Source organism: Asaia sp. HumB (genome assembly GCF_030263835.1).
In the GTDB taxonomy this organism is placed as follows: Bacteria; Pseudomonadota; Alphaproteobacteria; order Acetobacterales; family Acetobacteraceae; genus Asaia; species Asaia bogorensis.
Genome location: NZ_JARPML010000001.1, coordinates 16,584 through 37,493, shown reverse-complemented (window position 1 = coordinate 37,493; position 20,910 = coordinate 16,584). Strand labels below are relative to the sequence as shown.

The window sequence follows — 20,910 nt, the reverse complement described above, 5'->3', positions numbered from 1 at the left end:
ACCTGTCAGGATGACCTTACCAGCAAATGTGGATCCGGTCTCACTCAGCCAGTGGTATCCGCTCGGGATGATCGAGGCCTTGTCTGACGATTGGGTGCAAACCATGCTACTCGGTGTCGTCGTTCGTTTCCGCCGCATGGCGGATGGTACGGTCGAGGTCGCACATGGCGCGCATGCCCTGCCCTGCTGCGAGCGTTACGGCTATGTCTGGACCAGTCTCGCGACGGATCCTTCTCTTCGTGATGCCATGATCCGTATCGATGAGGCCGATGAATCCGACCGCCGACTTGTGTGCTGCGGGTCGGTGGCCGTCAATGCTTCCGGGCTACGCGTGGTTGAGAACTTCCTCGATATGGCACATTTCCCCTTTGTGCATACCGACATACTTGGCGCAGAGCCGCATACCGAGGTCGAGCGTTACACTGTCGAAACGCGCGATGACGGCAAGGAAATCTGGGCGACGGATTGCCGGTTTTTCCAGCCCCAAGCCGCGCTCTCGGCCGAAGGCGGCATCATGACCGACTACCTTTACCGTATTGCCGGTCCGTTCGCGACGCTGCTGTACAAGACCAGCCCCGGTGATGCCCAACGCAAGGACGTGATCGCGCTGTTCGTCCAGCCCATGACGGCCGGTACATGCCGCGCTCACCCGGTCATGTTTCTTCTCGACGATCACTCCGATCTTGATGCTCTGGTAGAGTTCCAGCAGACGATCTTTTTGCAGGATCGCATCATTCTGGAAAGCCAGCGGCCGGTTGCCATGCCGCTCGATGCCGCGAGCGAAATTCCTACCCTGGCAGACCGTTCCTCGGTGGCCTATCGCCGCTGGCTCAAGGCCCGTGGTGTCACATTTGGCGCGGGCGCCGCCAAAGCTGCTGCCTGAACGAAGGAAAAGACCATGAGCCACTCCCCGAGCGAAATCGATCTGACGTTTCTGCGTCAGGCTTTTGAGGTCGCCAACCGGTCCCGCCTTGCGGGGGATCATCCCTTCGGCGCCCTGCTGGTGGATGAGACCGGCGAGATCGTCATGGAACAGGGCAATGGCTACAGCACCGAGGGACAGGACATGACCGCTCATGCCGAACGTCTTCTCGCCAGCCGGGCGAGCCGGATATTCGGGGCAACAAGATTGCGCGGTTACACCCTGTACAGTTCTGCCGAGCCCTGTGCCATGTGCGCCGGGGCCATCTACTGGGCGGGGATCGGTCGGGTCGTGTACGGGCAGTCCGAGGCCCATCTCAAGGCCATGACTGGCGCCCACCCTGAAAATCCGACGCTCGATCTGCCCTGCCGGGTGGTTTTCTCCGCAGGGCAGACACCGGTGGAGGTTCTGGGGCCATTGCTGGAGGATGAGGCCGCAGAGTTGCAGCGCAGCTTCTGGAAGGACCACGCCTGACGGCGCCATAAACTCAACGCCCGTTCTTCCAAGCGAGATGACGATCCGGATTGCCGCCAATCCGGAACAGGGCCAACGGGAGCCTATCTGACGGAGACACCCCGTGAGATGGGCGCCCCAAGTGCGGCACAACCGGGTGCCCCATAGTACCGGCGGCACCATGCTCACAGGAGCCTGCCATGCCTCTCGCCTCGTCACACTCCATCCTGATCACGGATGCCTATCTTTATCTCGATCGCGGCCATGAAATAGCGAATGGCTGGATTTATCTCGAAAATAGCCGGGTCCGCGGTTTTGGCTCCATGACGACCCCAAGACCTGAAGCCGACCGCACGATCTCAGCGGCAGGTCGGATTGTCACACCTGGGCTGGTGAATGCGCATCACCATATGTACCAGAACCTCACGCGGTCCTACGCGCCTGTGGTGAATGGCACATTGTTCGAATGGCTGCAGGGCCTCTACCCACTCTGGGCCACGCTTGATGAGGAGAATGTCTATCTCTCCTCTTATGTCGCCATGATGGAATTACTGCTCGGTGGCTGCACGACGTCGATGGATCATCATTACGTCCACCCCCGGCCTCGCCTGATCGATGCCCAGATCCGCGCTGCAAGGGATATCGGCTTTCGCTTTCATGCCACGCGCGGCTCCATGACGCGCTCAGTAAAAGATGGGGGCCTGCCACCGGACAGCGTGGTGCAGAGCGAGGATGTTATCCTGTCTGACAGCGAGCGCCTGATCAGCGCCTATCATGACGCCACCCCCGGCGCGATGATCCGTGTGGCCCTGGCACCCTGCTCGCTGTTCAGCGTGTCGGAGACGATCATGAAAGAGAGCGCACTCATGGCAGAGCGCCTCGATGTGCGCCTGCACACCCATCTGGCCGAGGATCACGACGAGGACCGATATTGTCAGGCCGTGTATGGCTGCACACCAACTGAATATTTCGAGCGTTCCGGCTGGGCCAGCGAGCGCTCATGGGTCGCGCATTACATCTATCCCAGTGGTGACGAGATCGATCGCCTGGCGCATAAGGGTGTCTGCACGGCGCAATGCCCCTGCTCGAACATGATGATCGGCGGTGGCGCGGCGGATGCGATGGACATGCGACGCCGTGGCATGAAAGTCGGGCTCGGCTGCGACGGCTCTGCCTCGACCGATCATGCGTCCCTCTGGCTCGAAGCGCGTATGGCATTGCTTCTGGGGCGTTACCGCAATGGCCCCCATAGTATGACAGCCCGTGATGCGCTGGATATGGCAACCCGTGGCGGCGCGGCCTGTCTGGGTCGTGAAGATGAAATCGGCCATCTGCGCATGGGCGCGTGCGCCGATCTGGTGATATGGGAACTGCCCCCCTTCTCAAGGGCCGGGGCACTCAGCGACCCGGTTGAGGCGCTTTTACGCTGTGCTCCGGCAACAGCATGGACAACCATCGTCAATGGCCGGATCCTCGTGGAAGATGGTCAGCCTTGCCAGTCAGGCCTCGACATCATCCTTCGTGAACATGAGCGGGCTGCGCGGCGGATGCAAAAACTCGACTGAACAGCCATGTCTGTCGGCGCGACATGATGGCGGAAGCGTCAGGTCGCGCCGGGAGGGGTATCCGACCACAACTTGTGGTGAGACACAGAGTGTTATGGCAACTGCGCTGTGTCAGTCATCGTTGAGCGAACCCACAATAGTCGGCAAGATGAAAGCATCACAAGCGAGGGGGGCCTGTCAGTTACGTTTGCCTTGCACCGGGCATATATCGTGATCTTCCAACGGATTACACGTCACGAAGCCCTCATCCTGCTTTAGATTGGTCGTGTGACACATTGCGAAACTGGCCAGCTTATTTCTGTATCGTTTATATATCTTTATCTTGTCTCCATGTTCAGGATTTCGAGTTACGATGAATCACGACACGCCCCTGATTGGTATCCTCGTCATTGGTCTCGGGCTTGCGTTCATCCTCGGCACAATTGCTCAGCGTATCCGGATATCCCCATTGGTGGGGTATCTCCTTGCGGGTATCGCCGTAGGGCCCTTCACACCGGGTTTCGTCGCTGATCAGCCCCTCGCTGCCGAGCTTTCCGAAATTGGCATCATTCTGCTCATGTTCGGCGTCGGGCTTCATTTCTCCCTGAAAGACCTGATATCGGTCAAAGCCATAGCCGTCCCGGGCGCGTTATTGCAGATCACTGCTTCCATTCTGATCGGTGCCGGCGTGGCCTGGGCACTTGGCATGTCGCCTGGTGCCTGTCTGATCTTCGGTATTGCGCTCAGTGTCGCCAGTACGGTTGTCTTGCTGCGAACCCTTCAGGAACAGCGCCTGATCGAGACCGAGCGCGGCAGGCTCTCGGTCGGATGGCTCATTATCCAGGATCTCGTGACCGTTCTGGCTCTGGTGCTCCTGCCGATTTTTGCGCCGATCATGAGCGGCGGAAGCAATTCCAGTATCAGCCTCTCAGGTCTTGCTGTGGCGATCGCACTGACCCTGGGGAAGGTCGCGGCGTTCATGGCCCTGATGCTGGTAATCGGGCGACGGGTCATCCCGGCCATACTGCACTACGTGGCCCATACGGGATCGCGTGAACTGTTCCGTCTCGCACTGCTTGCCCTGGCGCTGGGTGTGGCCTTCATCGCCACTGAGTGGTTCGACGTTTCGTTCGCCCTCGGTGCCTTTGTTGCCGGCATGGTATTGAGCGAGTCAGAACTCAGCCATCGCGCTGCAGCCGAGACCCTCCCCCTTCGAGATGCCTTCGCCGTATTGTTCTTCATCTCGGTCGGGATGCTGTTCAACCCCCTCGTGCTGATACGGCAACCTGTCCCGCTCATCCTGACCTTTCTGGTTATCCTGGTCGGCACACCCCTTGCCGTCATCGCCATTCTTCGCCTCTTGCGTCAGCCTTGGAATACCACGCTCTTCATCGCGAGCGGCCTTGCCCAAATCGGCGAATTCTCCTTTATCCTTGCCGCGCTAGGTATGAAGATGAAGGTTCTGGACGGTCAGGCGCAGGATCTGATCCTTGGCGCGTCGATCCTGTCGATTCTGAGCAACCCGTTTATCCTCATGGCGACCCAGCGCATCGAAGCGTGGATCACGCGGCACAGCCCTGCACCAGAGACACCTGCGAAGGATGAGGGAGGTATTCTGCTCCCGCCTCCGGCGCCGACGGCCCTGGTCGGGCATGCTGTCGTCGTTGGGTGCGGACGAGTGGGACGTTTGGTTGTCGCTGGTCTTGTCCAGAATGGCTGGCCGGTTCTGGTGGTTGAAACCGGAAAGATACCCGACAGCCTCGCCGCCCTGCCAGATGTCGAACTCATGCTTGCCAATGCGGCAGAGTCTCGCGTCATCAAAGCCATGAACCTCGAACAGGCACGGCTGTTGATGGTGGCCATTCCCGAACCCTTCGAAGCTGGCCAGATCATTGCTCAGGCCAGGTCCCTGAACCCCGGGCTACGGATTGTAGCACGGGCTCATTTCGACAGCGCCGTAGACCATCTGAAAGAGCTCGGCGCTGATCACGTGATCATGGGTGAGCGTGAGATGGCCCTCGCCATGCTGGCCATGACGATGGACGACCTGCCATTCGATGCCCGCCCCCCATTGACCGACCCCGGTACCGAGGAAGGCATCGAACCGCTCCCGGCCTGATCCCTCAGGCGGGAGCGCTTCGGTTTCAGCGCCTGAAATGGATCATCCCGCCGCCCTACACACAGGCGGCAGGTTTGATCGCCCCCCAAGAGTGATCCGCAGGGTATCCCCCCTTGTGACGCTCCCGCGTGGTGACGTCCACGCAGGTGTGTGATGACAACGTAGCGTCGCGCTTCTCGGGCATCGCGAGGCCGTTGCCCTCCTCTCAATTATGTCGAAAAGTATCAATTGTGGCTTTTCTGACATAGTGGACAGGATCATAATTCGCTGTCGTTCCATTTCACATCACTGTCATAAATTTTCTTTTAAACGAGGCCCTGCAAGATGTTGCGGTTTTTCAGATGCTCCTCGCAGCGCCACCTTCCGGCGCCTCGAGGCGCAGCTGCAAGCCGTAACGTTACATAGTGATACTGAAGCCGCCCCCCGGCACGGAAGATCGACATCATGTTTTCACGCACGGCCCTCTTGTTCGGCACAACCGCGCTCGTAGCGCTGACTCTATCAGCTGCCAACGCCAAGTCGGCAGACACCCATCTCAACTCAGACACCTCGCACGGAAAAGCTGCCGCTCAGAGCAGCCGCCCCAATGGACGATCTGTCACCAGTGATGCCTCTGCCCCTTCCATGCTTGGCGCAACCTCGCCGACCGACGAGCGCATTGAAGTAACCGGGCATAATTATGGGGATGGTGTTACCCGTCGCGCCTTTGGCGGCGGTCTGATGACGCCTTCAGACAGCCCGAAATCGGTTTCGGCCGTAACGCGCGACTTCATTGCCAAACAGAATCCCGCGTTGAACCCGATGCAGCTTATCGCCCTGCTGCCGGGCGCCAATGTGTCCGATACCGACCCGTTGGGCATGACGGGCGGCAACCTCTCCGTACGAGGCCTGACCGAATCCCAGATGGGCTTTACCCTTGAAGGGTTCCCTATCAACGATATCGGCAATTTTGCTGTCTATCCGCAGGAAATTGTTGATGCGGAAAACCTAAAAACTGTGCGCCTTGCTCAGGGCTCTGCAGACCTCGACAGCCCTCATATCAGTGCCTCGGGCGGTGTGGTCGACATGTACATGATCGACCCGAAGAACAAGATGGGCGGCATGGTCGATGTGACCTATGGCTCGTTCAATGCCACACGCGGCTTCCTACGTTTTGATACCGGCAAGATCGGCAACACCAATCTGCGCTCCTACTTCTCCTACTCTCAGGGGCGTCAGGATCATTGGCGTGGCCCTGGCTGGGACAACAAGAAGCATGGCGAGATGAAGATCGTGAATGACTGGGGCGACGGAAACCGGGTCTCCCTGGCTGTGGTGGGCAATAACATCCAGAACAATGCCTATCCCAACGTCACCAAGGCGAGCTGGGACAAGTGGGGCACAGGCTTTACCAACCCGGTGGGTGGAAGCGGCCTCGGCCCGTCCGACCCGCCAAACACGGTTTATGAGGCCAATTACTACGCTCCGGCGAAGGCTGGCTCGTCCAATTACTACAAGACCCGCCCGAACCCCTTCACCAATATCTACGCCTCCATGCCCTCGACCTTCCATCTCAGCGATCACCTCGTTCTGACCGAGACGCCCTATTTCTGGTACGGCTATGGTAATGGTGGCGGCGCCCAATACACGGATATGTCTAAATTCGTTTATGGCAAGCAGACATTGGCTGGTACGGTCAATGGCGTCGGCAAGGGGATGCAGGTTCTCTATAATCCCTCGCTTACCGAAACCTATCGTCCGGGTGCCACCACCAAACTCACCCTGACCACTGGCATCAACCGCCTGATGATTGGCTACTGGTTTGAATATGCCAAGCAGCGTCAGACAGCTCCCTACAGCTTTGTCGGCGCCGACGGTACACCGCTCAGCCAGTGGGGTGACGAAAACAACGTAGTGCTGAGCAACGGTGCCAAGGCACAGTATCGCAATACGCTGACGCAGACGCAGGTGCACACGCCGTTCATCGGCGATAGCTTGTCGCTGCTGCGTGGCAAACTCACGATTGATGCGGGCCTGAAATACTCCATCGTCAAGCGCTCGGGGACGAATTACCTGCCGGATGTACGCAGCAAATACGTCACGACAGACTACAACCAGGCGCTCCCGACAGCGGCAATCCGGTACAAGATCGACCGGCACAACCAGGTCTTTGTTTCGGTCTCCACCAATTTCCGCATGCCGCAGAATTACGCGCTCTACGATGCAGGGAGTTTCAATCAAAAAACAGGCCTGTATTCGACCCTGGCCAACCCGGACCAGAAAGCGGAAATCTCGATCTCCGAGGAGGCGGGCTGGCGCTATCAGGATGACATCATTTCGTCCTCGATCACCTATTTCCATTACAATTTTACGAACCGCCTCTATACACAGTCCATCCAGGACCCCGCCTCAGGCGCGTTTTACTCGACCAATATCAATGCGGGCGGTATGCATTCGGATGGCTTCGATGCGGAAATCGGCACGCGGCCGATGCATAACATCCGTCCTTACCTGTCGGTTGAATATCTGCATGCTGTGACCGACAGCAATGTGCCTGCCGGTTCGGGAACAGGTGCCGATTACGTACGCAGCGCAGGCAAAAAGGCACCGCAGGCGCCAGCATGGCAGGTCGGGTTCGGGCTCGATTACGACGATGGCACCCGCTTCGCGAATTTCAATCTCAAATATATTGGACGCCAATACGCGACATTCATGAATGATCAGAGCATCCCGGGTTATGTCCGCATGAATATCGGCCTCGGCTACCGCCTGCCGAAAGTCAGCATCTTCAAAAGTCCGGTCCTGCGTCTCAACCTGCAGAATATCAGCGACAACCGTTATCTGAACTGGATCCAGTCGCCTCAGGCCAATGCCAACCCGACCACGGGTGTCTTTGGCAAGACGATTGCGGGGTCGACGCCGACTTACAAGATCGCTTCGCCTTTCGCCGCACTGGCAACGCTATCCAGCGAATTCTGAAACCATCATGCGGCGTGCTTCTCGGGCACGCCGCCCTGTGTATCATATCACTACGCATGCCGTAGCGGGATCGCTTGAGAGACAGACGGCTTCTCTAAAGTAGATTTTTTCAGATATTTATGCTATCTGAACCCAATACTGCTACTATCTGGACACCCAGAATCTGACCAGCACAGCTCAGCACTGACGAGCATCGGGCCTGAACCCGAAATATATTCCAATTACTTTCATCGCTTCTCTGTCGCGCTATCCGCAAACGCGCGCGAGATGCCCTTTCCCGCGTGGATGCGCCTATAAGGCCGCGGCAACCGGGATGCACCCGCAAAAAACCTGATCATGCCTCAAATCACCAGGTGTCGAGCCATACGAGGCTCTGCGCCAGCATGACCGCTGTTTTGTATAATTCCTCCAGGAGTACATTCATGACGTGGCGTCCTAGCGCCAATATCCTGCGCCCCGTGAGGGAGCCTGCAGGTCAGGGCTGCTATCCAAAATCTCACCCGGAGCTTGTCTGGCCACCCTCGGCCCTCAATGGCGGGGGAGACTACAGTATCGATCTCGATGCTCTTCTGGCCCCGGGAGAGTTCATCTCCTCATTTCGCTTTGATGGCGGAGCCTCGGCGCAACAGGCCTGGACAAACCTGTTTGGAACAATCGCGACGGCCTGGCTGCAATGGACCATGCCGGGCCTGCAAACTGTGACGGTATGCGCCCTGACCAGCCTTGGTGCGAGCCTGCAGGTGGAGGCCAAGATATGCGTCAGCACCCGCCCCTCTCTTTTCCCGGCAAGTGCGCCGCCTGCACCCGGCGCACAGTTCCCTGTCGTGACCGATAACACGATGGATGCCTGGCTGAAGGCCCTCCCTACCGAGCCCGATACTGGCGCGGGAGGATGGTTCAACAACGCAGGTATCCCCACACGCATAGGAGACCCGGCATGACACGCAAGATCAATAAAACCGCGCACGTCGCTCTTGCCCTAAGCGTCGCATTCTGGGGCGAAGCATGTCTTGCGGCACCTCCATTCATCGCGCCGAATGGCCTGTCCCCCGACACCGCCATTGGCACGGAACGCCTGGCTGATGGCACACCCGCCGTAACGCTCAGAACGATGAACAATGCGATTGCCCAGAACCAGAAGGCTCTGGACAGCCTGGCTCTGCAATCTGTCAGCAAGGCCGATCTCGGCGTGGCACTCTCGCCCTATCTCACTGTGTCGCAGGCCGCCTCACGTTATGCATCGTCCTCCGCCATCGCTGAGGCGGTGAAGACCGAGAGCGACCGGGCAAGCGTCACCGAACAGGCTTTAGGCAATCGTATTTCAGACATGCAGGCGAAATCTGTCAGCGCCGAGAGCTTGTCCGGCATCCTGTCTGGATATCTGATGACGAGAGATGCTGACTCACGCTACGCGACGGCCACCGCGCTATCCTCAGCCGTCGCTGGTGAACAGGCACGTGCAACCCAGGTTGAAAACAGCCAAGCCGATCAGATCACCGCGCTTCAAGGGTCGAGCGTGAGCAAGTCGAGCCTTTCGAACACCTTGAGCGCGTATCTCACGACCGATTCCGCCTCGCACAGCTACGCAACGCCTGCTTCTGTCTCAGCTGCGATCGCCCCAAAACTCGATAAGGACGAAGCGGCCCGCACCTATCTGCCCGTCATTGGGGGGAGTGTAAGCGGCGCCATCAAGGGCGGCTACTATCTCCCGACATGCTACACGCAGGCCGAACTTCGAGCACTCCCTACCCCTTCGGGCATGGCGCTGGCCTGCTACTGGGATGCCAACAATCAGAACAAGGGTAATCTTGCCGTATATGCTCTGGGAGCATGGCGATGGGTTGGGTTGGGGTCTCCAATCTGATTACGATGGCGGCAAACCGGCTGGTTGAGCCTCTCAGTCACAGCGCGTCCGTTCCGTCGCTCCCCGGCTCTCAATTCGTACGCCTCTCATTCGCGTCAACACAAGCTGAGCCTTGCGGAACGAGCGGCCTGCCCTCAACAATGGATACTCCCTCATGAATGAGGCCTATCAACCCCAACCATGGTGGGTCGCCGTCGTTGGGGGGATTCTCTTTACAATAAGATGGCTTATCGGGTTTGGGGCCTCCAATGCTCGCAGCACCATCGCTTCTCAACGCGAAGATCTTGCTCGCCTGAACGCCCGCGTGGACAAGCTCGAACAACGCGAAGAAGAAAACCTCCACCTGATCGAAGAACTGCGCCAGCAGAACGCTCTACTGCGCGACCTGCTCTGGCGCTCGGGTATCGCTGTGCCGCAGGCCTGAAGCTGATGGATCGTCGTAGCCATTAATGGCGAGGCCTGTGACCTGATCATCCCGTCACTTGAGAACTCGATCAAGGCTCTTGCTGCCATTCTCGACGCGATCAGCGCGATCAAGGACGATGCCGACAAGCTCGAAACCGACATCAAGACGCTCGTTGCCACCTTCAAGGGCAAGAGCAGCGCCGCAGCACAGACCACATGAGTGTTGATCTTTTTGCCGGTGCTGCGGCGTTCATCGTCGCGGCCCTAGGTGCCTTGATTTGGTAGCTGACTGAGCGGGGGAGAACGTTGCGTCTCTTAGCACGTCCGAGGCGGGCAAGAAGCAGACCGATACAATGGCGCATAGAGCGCAGTCCATGTCTCAGGCTCAGGCCGACAAGCCAGCAACCGAAGATACCGTGTTGTAGCGGCTCGAGGATGGCACGGCGTGAGGTAGGTCGCTCTCGGGCCTCTTCGCCTGCTCGTCGGCGCAGTATTTGCCCTACCCTACCCTCGTGCCCCATAGCAAGGCCGAACAGGCGGCACCTGCCGCGGAGATCAAGGCCAGTACGGAGCCGGAAACGGCGACTATATCGGGCGGTGCGACCGGGTGCGGGCTTGTAAGGAATAAGTTAGCGGCCAAGTCCGAAGAGACGTCGCTTGTTCCAGAGACATCCATCAATCTATGCGGGACATTGGGACATAAACACTCGAAAGCATGCAGGTGGCGAGGTCTATCCCGCCACCTGACCTGAATTATTCAGGTACCAATATCGGCCAAGCTCGCAAGCCATAGCTCCGCGCATAAAGTTTGCGCCCGGTTTGCTTACAGCGTCGCCACGGGCGGTAGACATAACGGTACCCTGGAGGCGGAGGAGAACGCTTGATCATATCAAAAACCTTAAACAGAATCGTTAAGCTTGACACGACCCGCTTAGAAGTTAGAAGCTCCGTCTGTAGGACTTGACTTCCAATTTCTGTCAGCAAGTAGCCACCTGCTTGCATCAGGTGCTCAATACAAATCGCAGTGTGATCAAGTTGCCGCCTGGTCATACTGCGGAGTATTGATGTCCAGACTTTTATGCAGCGTCGCCACATATCGCGACAAGCAATATATCGGGTTAAATTTCAACTCTGACACTACATATGGTGTTGACAGAGCGAGAAGCCCTTGGAGAACTTGGTGTTCTGAGCCCCGGAATTTTCGCCTTTATAACCTCGTGTTTCCTATAGCGGCACGGGATTTCGCTACGAATCGCCTTCGGCGTCAGGCTTACGCCAAGCCACCGAGTAATCCGGCGCCTGACGCGCGGGTGCGCCTGACCCTCGATGCGGCCACATGTTCGAGCGCTTCAACTGCTCGGTGATCTTCTGGGCCAGCGTGTCCATCTCCGCCCCGGTCATCTTCGCGTTCACGCGCCTCGGCTTGCCCCGATAGTCGAGCGAGATCGACATCCGGATGGCGAACGTTACGTCTCCTTCGGAGGCTGGGGTCAGGTCTAACATGAGAGAGAACAGAACGCGAACATACGCGAGAGTTAATTAAAACCGCCCGCGCAAGCAAAGGCCGGCCCGAAAGCCGCCCCTGCCTATCACCACCACAATGATCGCTGCGTGCCGGGCTTGATACCGGCTGCCGACGAAACCCTTTGATATTGTTTCCTAGGAGTGGGCATGACGCTGGCTTGCAAACCAGCCCTCTCGCATTGAATTCAAAGCGTGTCCATCCACGCCGCCGCAGCCCTTGCAGAATCGCACGATCTTGCGGGTCGGTACAAGGGGAAACGACTCGCGAAAAGTGGCACGGATCTGGCACAGCTTGACACGATATGACTCGGCTCAAAACGTACCGGAATGTACCTGAACGGACGCAGGCCCGGACGGATCAGTCTTCAAAAAACGGAAGTTTTCTGCGGGTGAGGATGGTGGGTGCGACAGGGATTGAACCTGTGACCCCTGCCGTGTGAAGGCCGAAACCGACCAGTCAAAAACGGCGGAATACTGCCACTTTCTCGTTGTCCAGATTATCGCTGCACGGATTTTGCACACCCTGCGTTTTTCCGTCCAGCCATGCCCTGATTTCCGGCGCATAGGCGTCCGGCATCTTCTTGGCGTAGCGCGTCACCATTGTGATCGTGCTCCATCCCCCATCCTCCCTTAATGCCAATAAGTCACGATGCAGGCAGTAATGCCACGTCGCCCAGGTGTGCCGCAGATCGTGTGGCGTCACCTCTGGCACCCAGACCCGCTTTGTCTGGTTCGTGCCCTTCGGTATCCACTCGCGCCAGTGGCCGGGCAATTCAGCATCACGGCAGGCTCGGGCCCATCCGTTCTTGATCTGGCCGCCACTCGTGCGCCCGTTGTTGTGATACCGCTCCCCTACTTCCTTGCCCGAACGCGCTCCAGCAGGGCGCTTGGCACGCACCGGGCGGAACACATGGCCATCACGATGCTCGAGCGCATCCAATGCCGCCACCACGACCGTAGGGAGATCAACGTGTCGTTCCGTGCCCTGCTTCTGCCAGACCACCGCACGAGATCCCTTGAGGTCAACGTGGCGCCATTCCAGATCCAGCGCCTCGGACATGCGGACGCCCGTACCTGCCAGGAAGATCAAGAGTGGCTTTAGGTGATCGGCTGCCGCATCGATTAGCGCATCGACTTCAGCCGGACGCAGATAGATCGTGCGAGACGCTGCGACTTTCGGGCGTTCAAACGCCGGACGTTCGCACCATTGCCGTCGAGCGGCAAACTCCAGCACGGCTTTGAGAGGGGTCAGGACGCCGCGCAGCTTTGTCGCCGGGCTCGCACCCCGTCCCGAAGTCAGGATGCGACCATACGCCTTATCGACAGCGGCCTGATTGATGTCGCTCAGGCGCGTCGTCCCGAAGTGATCGAGCAGGCGCCTCAAATGGGCTTTCGTGGTCTCAGATCGTTCCTCAGCTTCGAGATAAGCCGTTAGGGCATGGGCGAACGTGACGACTGCACGTTTGCCATAGACGCTTTCCGTCCAGAGTTCCGCTTCGCGTTTGGCCCGGTATGCTTCGGCTTTTTGGGGGTCAGAAGTGCCTGCGCTCTCGAAAACGCTTTGTCCTCGGACGGTTCCGCGCAGGTAGAGCCGGTCCGTACCGGCGCGTGAGACGACTTTGAGGGACATTCCAGACTCAGCAAAAGGCGGTTGATATCATCGGGCAGAAACACGATCCGGCCCGGCCATCTTCGATGCGTGGGACCGCCTGCGAATTCAGGCGTATCCCGTAGGTGCTCCATGAGCTTGCATCGCCCGATCCGGCCCTTCAGGCGCGCAAGAACATCCCGCACGACCAACACTTCTGGCAATCCCTCACCCATCCGCCCTCTCCATCCAATGCTCCACAAAGTCAGCATAGATCGCGGCCATGACCTCGGGCGGGGCCTTGAGCGCGGCCAAGACGCTCAGGACCGTGTTGATCGTGCTGTTCTGGCCCTTGATCAGAAAGCCCAGCGTGCTCGTGGAAATCCCTGTCTCGACGGCTACGCTCTCCTGAGACCGGCCTTGTGCGACGATCATCCGCCGCACCCGCTCGCCCAGGAGGCGGTTGAAGGGGGTGGGGTCAGTCATGGGGCGTCTCCTGATCTATATCGAGAGCAACAGACAGCCCGGCTTTACTGACCTCACGCAGTCGCAATGTCCCGGCCTCATCTCCCTCGACGCGAACCACCGCGACCGTCTCGCCAAGGTCTCGCACGACAAGCATATTCATGCCTCGTCCGGCTTGTCGGACAACTGATCCACGCGAGAATGATAGGGCGCTTCCAATTGGCACAATGTCACCCATGCTCGCCTCCCTCGCGGATGGCTGCGGCATGAGCCTTGATCTTGCTAGCGAACACTCCAAAGGAGTTCCGCATATCGCTGCTCTGCGGGTACATATCTGCAAAGCGCAGCGCCTCGTCTTCCAGATACGATAGCGCCCCCTCCAACTCTTTCACCCGGTCCTCAAGCGCGGTGACGTTGGCAGGCTGTGCGGTTTCGAGGATCAGGCGCAATTCATCCGGCGTAACCAGCACCATGTCAGGCTGATCTTCAGGAGATGAGCGGTCGGGAAGCTCGCATACTGCCCTGATTATGGCCGAGATATCGAGCCCTGTAGCGACGTTGGCGGGGCGGTCGTAAAGGGGCCTGACCGGGAAGCCGCGCTCTTTGTAAAACGGCAAATCTTCCTCTGCTGTGTCAATCCAGCCGTGGCCAGGGTTTTGCCTCTGCCACTTTACGGGCTCCGCCCTCTCCGCATACTTCCGGCGCTGCTCTGCCGCGCCTCGGGCTTCGGCTTCGGCAATGTGGGAAGATGCTCTTTCGGTTATTTCTTGTCGGCGAGATGCGGCGAGCATGTAGAAAATATGTTCCGGTCCAATCTCTTTCGCCAAAGCATCAATCTGCTCTCCCCGCGTCCGAAACTCCGCGCTCTCCGGCTTCTGTTCGTGGGTCATGGGGTGAACTCCTGATGGTGTGTCCACCGTATCAAAGCCCGGGATTTGTGCTCCTGAGATACGGACACATGGCTGGCATGGAGATCCCCGGATCTGACCATGAGCGTGTATGCTGCCAGCACGTCGCCCATCTCCATTTCGAGGCTGTTCCGGTTGGTTATGTTGGCTTCTGCTTTGGGGTGCCGCCCCTCGTATCCATGACGTAGTATCTTCCCTACGGCCTGGATGACTTCTCCGCATTCTTCCGCCAGTATTGCCAAGCGTTCTGCTTCAGCATCGCTCAGTCCGTTTGAGAACGGCTCGTATACGTCACTCATCCCCGTCTCTCCCCTGCGCTCCGGCCCTTCACGGCCTCCTGCGCTTGTCCCTGCGCCGCTATCCGGGCGCGAATTGCATCCTGTGCCGCCTGCTCTCTCGTCAGGCGGTCCGCTATCTCCTCGTCGCCGGGGTGCGTCATGCGGGCATCGGGTCAGATTGGCCGGCATAATTCGCGGCCAGTTCGTCGAGCCGCGTCTGGATCATCTCGGCGACTTCGTTTTGTAGGTCGTCAGGGATCGGGTTGCCGTTCTCATCTGCCTGCGCGACGTAATCGTTCCATTTTCCGCGAACCGAGATGACCTGCTCTGGCTTTTCTGCCTTGCGCAGGAAATACGCGTATTTCTCCTGGATTGTATGCGCCTTGGTGTCTGCCTGGGTTTGCACTTCGATCTTTAGCGGCTTGACCGTATAGAGCCCCCGCCTGCCTTGCTTGACGATAAGTGAGACCTGAGCATCTCGCTCAATGTGCGACATGTGGCTGATGCGGACACCGCCGACAGCTTCCTTGCCATAGGTGACGGTCTGATCGCGGAATACGACGAGGCTCTTGCCCACATAAGTCTTACCGTCATTGCCCCAGACGCCAGCCAGAACGCGCCTCATGGACTTGCACGGACGGAATGATTTCTTGCCACTGCCCTGATAGAAAATCAGAACCGGCTGATCTGATGACCCGCCCCGCACCTCGGTGATCACAAGTGTCATCGGGCCGCCAGCAAGGTCATCCGCGTTGAGTTGATCGCTGTTCGCGATGATGGTTTTCGATAGATCGACCATTATAGAATGATCTCCAATTCTTCGCGGCGCTCGGTGTCGAAGAACCGCGCCTTGTTTGATTTGATGGCGTTCTCGTATTCGACGTGCTGGCGACGGATCTCCGTCTCTGCCTCGCGTGCTGCATCGAGTAAGACCGCCTGAAATTCTGGGTCTGGATAGACGCGCATGACCATCATCTTGCCCCCACCCATGGCCGGGTAGCTGATGAAATCGAGCCACTTACGCCCCGTGACCATGAGACCGGTCTGGATCTGGGCCATGTATTCGCTCGGGACTTCCAAGCTGATGATCGTCTTGAGTTGCAGCCCGGACAGACGCGACTTGCACTCGATCAGCCCGTCATCGCCTACGAGGCCATCCGGCGAATACCCGATGACCACACCGCCGAAATCCTCGGTGATGAAACCGACTTCCTCGACCGGCGCGATCTCCTGCGAGTATTTCAGCTTGGCTTCCATCTCATCCTCGTGGCCGCGTTCAAGCGTACGGCTCGATACGGAAGGATCAGCCAGGCCAGTTATGCGCTGGGCCAGAAGGTCAGAGACAACGCGGCGCGAATGATCGTTCTTTGCCGCCTTGCCTGTGCTTGTCAGTATCTTGCCGATCATACTGGCCGTGATGATGCCGCAACGAGCCTGCAACCACTCGTCCGATCCTTGCTCAAGGTCGCGATAGATTTTCACGCCCCCTCTCCCTTCGCCTTGGCGAGCGCGGCGCGGGCGCGGTCAAGTGCTTCACGACGATCATAGAAGGCGCTAGCGTGGATGAATTCACCGTCCGCGCATGTCAGACTGGGGCCGTTTCGATCCAGTAGTTCGAGAGTGCATCCAAACTCTGAGACCAAATCCTCCAACGCCTCGGCCAGTTCCGGCGCGGCGGCGATCAGGCGGGCGTTCGCAGCCATTTGCTCCTTCGCATGTCGCCCGCGTATTTCGTCCTCAATCTCAGCGATGATATTGTTTCTGTTCATGATCCAGCGTGGGTTTGTCAGGGCGACCTTCCAAGGCCCCGGCGCCCATTTCCCGCTCATGAGCATGTCTCCTTCATCGCTGGGATGACCAGCGTCGTCATGCCGCGCTTCACGCGCTCCCAGTCGCCAATCAGGCGGGTTGCGTGCGGTGTGCGGTTCAGGCCCCATGCCGCGTTGCGGAGGTATGCGAGCGCCATTTCTGCGTGCTCGGCTTTCTGCTCTGCGGGCGTCATTGTGCGGACTCCCGTTCGTCGCAGCGCTTGCCAAGCATGAACTTCTGCTCGTCCAGTTCGCGCAGAACCTCCCAGTCCTGGTCGTCCTTGGCGAGGGCTTCGAGGCGATCGGCAGCGCGCGCCAGAACTTCGCGAGCGCCTTTGAGCAGGTCGAGCGGCAGAACGATGTCGTCCTGCCAGACGGTGATGCGTTCGTGCTTCATCACCCTGCCCTCTGCTCAAGCACAGCACGGTTCGGCAGCGCCTCGCCCAGCCGGCAAAACAGGCAATCAAGTTCGTCCGTATCGAACGCGCCCCGGTCATTCACGCGGGACAGCTTAGCGTTCACCTGCTGCTCTGTGCGCGTGATCAGTTCGCGGATTTCCTCGGCGATCTCCGCATCCTGGCTTACTGCCGCCTGATAGTTGCTCATCGCACCCGGGCGATAATACGGGCTGCGTGTATCGCTGCTCCGAAACTGCATTCCGTCTGGATATGCCATCTTCTCTCTCCATCACTGGAAACACTGGCCGGAAACCCGGCTTGTTCGGCCCCGGCGTACCGGGGTCGCGTCAAGCGGGGTCAGGGTGCGTTGTTGATCTTTGCGGCCATGCCGGGCTCAAGGCGCGGCTTCGTGCGGGCTTCCTTCGCCAGCCGAACGGCCATGCGGTTGATGCCCTTGCGCGTCATCTTGAAATCGAGAACGACATGTTCTTCGTGCGTGGTCTTGTTGGTGAAGACACGCGACGTAAGGACCGTGTATCCCTTCTCGCGGCCATAGTGCGTCGGCTTGAGCTTCCCGCTCTCACGACAAGCCCAGCCCCACTGCACAACCAAATCGGCAACCTTGCTCTGACCGATCTCTAAATGGCGGCCTACATCGCGAACGCCTTTCGGCTCGGCGTTCAGAGCGCTCATCTTGTCCAACGCTTCAGCCTTGGGTTCGGCCACATCAAGACGCTGGCGCTGCTCCTCGACCTGCTCGGTCAGATCGGCGGCGAGGCGCAGAGCCTCAGCTTTGGTCTGGGGCACGTAGAAGTCATGGGAGGCGATGGGGGCGGATGCTGCAGCTTCGAGAGCCATCCAGCGGTCAACGATCTTGAGGCGGATATCTGCCCGGTATCCTGCGACGAGAACGATCGTCAGGTTCTTCGGAAGATTGAAGCAGCGGTATTCTTGGCCGTTCTGCTCGTTCCGGTAGGTGTCCCCAAAGTTGGGGAGACCCTCGCCGATCTCCGAGAGCATCTTCTCAATGTCGCGAACAACATGGTCATGCCGCTTGCCCGTCAGGTCCGCAATCTCGCGGCTCGACATAGTCAGTGCGGAAAAGGCGTCTGTGATCGTTGGCTCGGTTGCCATCTGGCTTCCCCATCGGTGGTGATGGGGTATTGGTAACTGTATCAGATACCGTCGTCAACAAGAAAGTGACGAAAACGGTTACCGTCCACACAAAAAGAAACCCGGCTGGGCCGGGTTTCTAGCATCATACCAGTGTTAATGACCTAACAACCCTAGTTTGACGAGCGCTGCTATGGCTGCTGAGAACAGGGTGACACATCCAGCCACGACAGAAAGAAACACGGTGACAGTCTGCCAGACGGATGGAAGGCGTGCCTCAAGGCGCGCAGTCGAGGAGGCTACTGCGCCCAGTGTCCCCTTCATCTCAGCCATAGAGACCTTGAGATCCGTGAGATCCTTTTTGGCATCTCTGATGTCAGTCTCTAAGTTTGCTACTCGACGTTCCATATCAGAATCATGGGGAGGGCCACCGCCACCGTCAATAGTCGGAGTTGGGCCTATCCCTATCCTATTACTCTCCTGTCGAAATCGCGCCCGCAGTGCCTCCGCCGACTCACTCATCCTCGGTTACTCCGAGCAAATCACGAGCCATTTCCATCATCACATCCCCCACCGCCCCAATATTTTGCGCCAACGCAATCGGGTTAGGTTCGTGAAGCAGAGCGTTTTTTGGCAGAATGTAACTCTCCAGCTCTCTGGATAAAATCGCTACACGCAGAGCGACCGAGGCAATAGCCATCTGCAGCTCTTCCTGGTTTCTCTGTCTGTATCCTGGGAATTCTTTGTCCATCGCCTTATCCCCTCACCAAACCGCAATGTTCCCGCGCTTGAAATGTTCTCGTTCTGTTCTCATAATGCATTGCATGGCAAAGGCAGAACGACATGACCCGATTCCCTCAAGCAGCACTGGTGTCTCGATCAGCCATGATCGCCTCCATGAGCCCAAGGAGGTGCTTCCTTTGGGCGAGGGAGAGGTGACGCCAAATTCCGAGGAGTACCTGCTCCTGCTTAGAATGGAGCGCCTCCTTCAAACGTTGGTCGTTCGAACTCGCAGGCGGAGCATCCGTCTGGTTGCTATCGATCATCAGAAGCCAGGCAGGGGTGACGTTCAAATGAGGCGCTAGGCGTTCAGCCCATAGGGGCTTGAGACTGACTTTCGCGTTCTCCAGCTTCCAGATCTGCTGTTTTGACGTGCCTGCGAGGTCAGCGAGTTCCTTTTGGGAAATTCCCACCTCGCGCATCTTCTTCGAAAGACGGTCGGCCACGGCGGCCTGCTTCTCGGTGCTTCCTGACATGTTCACTGTGTAACCCGTTTGGTGACGCCATGCGGTATCTTTTTCGTTGACCGAAGGTAACCAAACGAGTTACCGTTAGGCATGACACTTGATGAGTGGCTGAATTACCGCGGGATCACAGACGCAGCGTTCGCGCGCCTGTCCGGCATTGGTCTTCGGCAAATCGTAAATCGCTATCGGCGCGGCATCTCCTTCCCTCGTCCGGCGAATATGCGCCGCATAATCGAGGCGACGAATGGCGAGGTCACGTCCGATGATTTTCTGTCCTTGCACCCCCTCCCCGACCGCACCCCCACGGAGGCCCGCCCATGACTGCAGAGATCGTGCCGTTCCGTATCGAAACGCAGTCTGACGGCGAACTTCGCGTCAGCGACGTGGATCTCGCCGATCATCTTGGCTACGGCGATGTGAAGTCTTTTCGTCGCCTTGTCCGAGATCATCTTGGAAATCTCAACAAAATCAACCAAGTACGCTCGGAGCACTTGGCGAGCAAGCAAGGCGGCGGACGCCAGGGGCGTGCTTTCTGGTTTACGGAAGCGCAGGCGCTTTACATCATCAGCCGCTCTGACAAGCCGATCGCGTCTGATCTGATGGTTGAGGTGTCGGTCGCGTTCATCGAAATGCGCCGCAACCAGCCCGTCACCCGCGACCTCCTGCGCCTTAATATCCTCTCGCCCGAAGTGCGCGTATGGGAGAAGCGGTTTGAGAAGCCGTTCTTCGTAAACCTTCATCGCGTTCTCGGCCTGGCCAAGACCGGTCGCAACAATCACCCGAACTGCGGTCACTTCATCAACCGGTATGTCTATGACTTCCTGTTCGGCGAGATCGGGCTCGAGGTCATCCGTGAGGCAAACCCGAAGATCCTCCGCGCCAACGATAATGGCGCAGCGGAGTATCAGCGGGCGTTCCGGCATCATCAGATGCTGAAGCCTGAGCACGACAAGGTGTTCAACCAGCATATCCGAACGCTGAATACCCTGCTCGGCATCGCCAACAGCATTGGTCATTTCGATGACATCTTCAATGCGACCTTCCCGAAATCCTGCACGCAGATCGGCTTTGCTTTCAATGAGCAACGGCTTGGCCTGTCCGCTGCGCAAGGAGCCCGCCCATGAGCCTCCTGCACTTCCTCGAAATCGTCATTCCCACCTGCGCTGCCATTCGCCTGCTCGTCTGGGCGTCCGGCGTGACGCGGGCCGAAAGCTCGGAGGAACGTCCATGAGCGCCCCAGCCACAAAGCCGCCGTTCTCCCTGACCGGCACCGTCTCCGCGCTCGATTTGCAGAGCATCGCAAGCCGCCTCGAGCG

General features: G+C 58.5%; 25 protein-coding genes. 10 read left to right on the top strand and 15 right to left on the bottom strand.

Features of this window, described 5'->3' with window-relative positions; translation table 11 throughout:
- Nucleotides 1-10 precede the first annotated feature (10 nt).
- From P5689_RS00265 to P5689_RS00230, 8 genes are all read left to right on the top strand, one after another.
- Nucleotides 11-883, top strand: a complete 873-nt coding sequence (locus P5689_RS00265; protein WP_285531617.1) for an aromatic ring-hydroxylating dioxygenase subunit alpha — start codon at nt 11-13, stop codon at nt 881-883.
- Between the two features lie 15 nt (nt 884-898).
- Nucleotides 899-1,396 (top strand): nucleoside deaminase, encoded by a 498-nt coding sequence (locus tag P5689_RS00260; protein WP_285531616.1) that lies wholly within the window; start codon nt 899-901, stop codon nt 1,394-1,396.
- A 179-nt stretch (nt 1,397-1,575) separates the two neighbouring features.
- Nucleotides 1,576-2,940 (top strand): 8-oxoguanine deaminase, encoded by a 1,365-nt coding sequence (locus P5689_RS00255; RefSeq protein WP_285531615.1) that lies wholly within the window; start codon nt 1,576-1,578, stop codon nt 2,938-2,940.
- Between the two features lie 352 nt (nt 2,941-3,292).
- The gene (gene ybaL, locus P5689_RS00250) at nt 3,293-5,038 is read left to right on the top strand and encodes a YbaL family putative K(+) efflux transporter (RefSeq protein WP_285531614.1); all 1,746 of its coding nucleotides are present in this window, start codon (nt 3,293-3,295) and stop codon (nt 5,036-5,038) included.
- Between the two features lie 444 nt (nt 5,039-5,482).
- Entirely contained in the window at nt 5,483-7,996 is a 2,514-nt protein-coding gene (locus P5689_RS00245; protein WP_285531612.1) for a TonB-dependent receptor domain-containing protein, read from the top strand.
- A 422-nt stretch (nt 7,997-8,418) separates the two neighbouring features.
- The gene (locus tag P5689_RS00240) at nt 8,419-8,937 is read left to right on the top strand and encodes a hypothetical protein (protein ID WP_285531611.1); all 519 of its coding nucleotides are present in this window, start codon (nt 8,419-8,421) and stop codon (nt 8,935-8,937) included.
- On the top strand, nt 8,934-9,860 hold the full coding sequence (locus P5689_RS00235) for a hypothetical protein (protein WP_285531610.1): 927 nt from the start codon (nt 8,934-8,936) through the stop codon (nt 9,858-9,860). Before P5689_RS00240 ends, P5689_RS00235 begins: the two co-directional genes overlap by 4 nt.
- 154 nt (nt 9,861-10,014) lie before the next feature.
- Nucleotides 10,015-10,284 carry a hypothetical protein gene (locus tag P5689_RS00230; protein WP_285531609.1) on the top strand — a complete coding sequence of 90 codons (270 nt, stop codon included), beginning with the start codon at nt 10,015-10,017 and terminating at the stop codon, nt 10,282-10,284.
- Between the two features lie 1,226 nt (nt 10,285-11,510).
- On the opposite strand, the gene P5689_RS00225 is transcribed toward P5689_RS00230, so the two are convergent.
- The 3 genes from P5689_RS00225 to P5689_RS00215 all read right to left on the bottom strand — a co-directional run bounded on the left by P5689_RS00225 (nt 11,511) and on the right by P5689_RS00215 (nt 13,863).
- Nucleotides 11,511-11,717 (bottom strand): hypothetical protein, encoded by a 207-nt coding sequence (locus P5689_RS00225; RefSeq protein ID WP_285531608.1) that lies wholly within the window; start codon nt 11,715-11,717, stop codon nt 11,511-11,513.
- Nucleotides 11,718-12,246: 529 nt separating this feature from the next.
- Complete coding sequence (locus P5689_RS00220) at nt 12,247-13,419, bottom strand: site-specific integrase (RefSeq protein WP_285531607.1); 1,173 nt, start codon at nt 13,417-13,419, stop codon at nt 12,247-12,249.
- A gap of 186 nt (nt 13,420-13,605) precedes the next feature.
- Nucleotides 13,606-13,863 carry a helix-turn-helix transcriptional regulator gene (locus P5689_RS00215; protein WP_285531606.1) on the bottom strand — a complete coding sequence of 86 codons (258 nt, stop codon included), beginning with the start codon at nt 13,861-13,863 and terminating at the stop codon, nt 13,606-13,608.
- Between P5689_RS00215 and P5689_RS00210 the strand changes: the two genes are divergently transcribed.
- The gene (locus P5689_RS00210) at nt 13,862-14,032 is read left to right on the top strand and encodes a hypothetical protein (RefSeq protein WP_285531604.1); all 171 of its coding nucleotides are present in this window, start codon (nt 13,862-13,864) and stop codon (nt 14,030-14,032) included. The two genes, P5689_RS00215 and P5689_RS00210, sit on opposite strands and share 2 nt — an antisense overlap.
- Before the next feature lie 40 nt (nt 14,033-14,072).
- Here P5689_RS00210 and P5689_RS00205 read toward each other — a convergent pair whose 3' ends face one another.
- The 12 genes from P5689_RS00205 to P5689_RS00150 form a co-directional block, all read right to left on the bottom strand.
- The gene (locus P5689_RS00205) at nt 14,073-14,732 is read right to left on the bottom strand and encodes a hypothetical protein (protein WP_285531603.1); all 660 of its coding nucleotides are present in this window, start codon (nt 14,730-14,732) and stop codon (nt 14,073-14,075) included.
- Nucleotides 14,729-15,049, bottom strand: coding sequence for a MazG nucleotide pyrophosphohydrolase domain-containing protein (locus P5689_RS00200; protein WP_285531601.1), 321 nt, complete (start codon nt 15,047-15,049; stop codon nt 14,729-14,731). Before P5689_RS00200 ends, P5689_RS00205 begins: the two co-directional genes overlap by 4 nt.
- A gap of 136 nt (nt 15,050-15,185) precedes the next feature.
- Nucleotides 15,186-15,827, bottom strand: a complete 642-nt coding sequence (locus P5689_RS00195) for a hypothetical protein (RefSeq protein ID WP_285531599.1) — start codon at nt 15,825-15,827, stop codon at nt 15,186-15,188.
- Nucleotides 15,827-16,510: a lambda exonuclease family protein gene (locus P5689_RS00190; protein WP_285531597.1), complete on the bottom strand. Its 684-nt coding sequence runs from the start codon at nt 16,508-16,510 to the stop codon at nt 15,827-15,829. The genes P5689_RS00195 and P5689_RS00190 overlap by 1 nt, the downstream gene beginning before the upstream one ends.
- Complete coding sequence (locus tag P5689_RS00185; RefSeq protein ID WP_285531596.1) at nt 16,507-16,857, bottom strand: hypothetical protein; 351 nt, start codon at nt 16,855-16,857, stop codon at nt 16,507-16,509. The genes P5689_RS00190 and P5689_RS00185 overlap by 4 nt, the downstream gene beginning before the upstream one ends.
- Nucleotides 16,854-17,030 carry a hypothetical protein gene (locus P5689_RS00180; protein WP_285531594.1) on the bottom strand — a complete coding sequence of 59 codons (177 nt, stop codon included), beginning with the start codon at nt 17,028-17,030 and terminating at the stop codon, nt 16,854-16,856. Before P5689_RS00180 ends, P5689_RS00185 begins: the two co-directional genes overlap by 4 nt.
- Nucleotides 17,027-17,233 (bottom strand): hypothetical protein, encoded by a 207-nt coding sequence (locus P5689_RS00175; protein WP_285531593.1) that lies wholly within the window; start codon nt 17,231-17,233, stop codon nt 17,027-17,029. The genes P5689_RS00180 and P5689_RS00175 overlap by 4 nt, the downstream gene beginning before the upstream one ends.
- Nucleotides 17,233-17,442, bottom strand: a complete 210-nt coding sequence (locus tag P5689_RS00170) for a hypothetical protein (protein WP_285531591.1) — start codon at nt 17,440-17,442, stop codon at nt 17,233-17,235. The genes P5689_RS00175 and P5689_RS00170 overlap by 1 nt, the downstream gene beginning before the upstream one ends.
- 149 nt (nt 17,443-17,591) lie before the next feature.
- Entirely contained in the window at nt 17,592-18,368 is a 777-nt protein-coding gene (locus P5689_RS00165) for a Rha family transcriptional regulator (protein ID WP_285531589.1), read from the bottom strand.
- Between the two features lie 135 nt (nt 18,369-18,503).
- Entirely contained in the window at nt 18,504-18,680 is a 177-nt protein-coding gene (locus P5689_RS00160) for a hypothetical protein (protein WP_285531588.1), read from the bottom strand.
- Between the two features lie 181 nt (nt 18,681-18,861).
- Nucleotides 18,862-19,098, bottom strand: a complete 237-nt coding sequence (locus tag P5689_RS00155) for a hypothetical protein (protein WP_285531586.1) — start codon at nt 19,096-19,098, stop codon at nt 18,862-18,864.
- 106 nt (nt 19,099-19,204) lie between these two features.
- Nucleotides 19,205-19,603 carry a helix-turn-helix transcriptional regulator gene (locus P5689_RS00150; RefSeq protein WP_285531584.1) on the bottom strand — a complete coding sequence of 133 codons (399 nt, stop codon included), beginning with the start codon at nt 19,601-19,603 and terminating at the stop codon, nt 19,205-19,207.
- 374 nt (nt 19,604-19,977) lie between these two features.
- On the opposite strand from P5689_RS00150, the gene P5689_RS00145 reads away from it, so the two are divergent.
- The gene (locus P5689_RS00145) at nt 19,978-20,718 is read left to right on the top strand and encodes a P63C domain-containing protein (protein WP_285531582.1); all 741 of its coding nucleotides are present in this window, start codon (nt 19,978-19,980) and stop codon (nt 20,716-20,718) included.
- Nucleotides 20,719-20,910 lie beyond the last annotated feature (192 nt).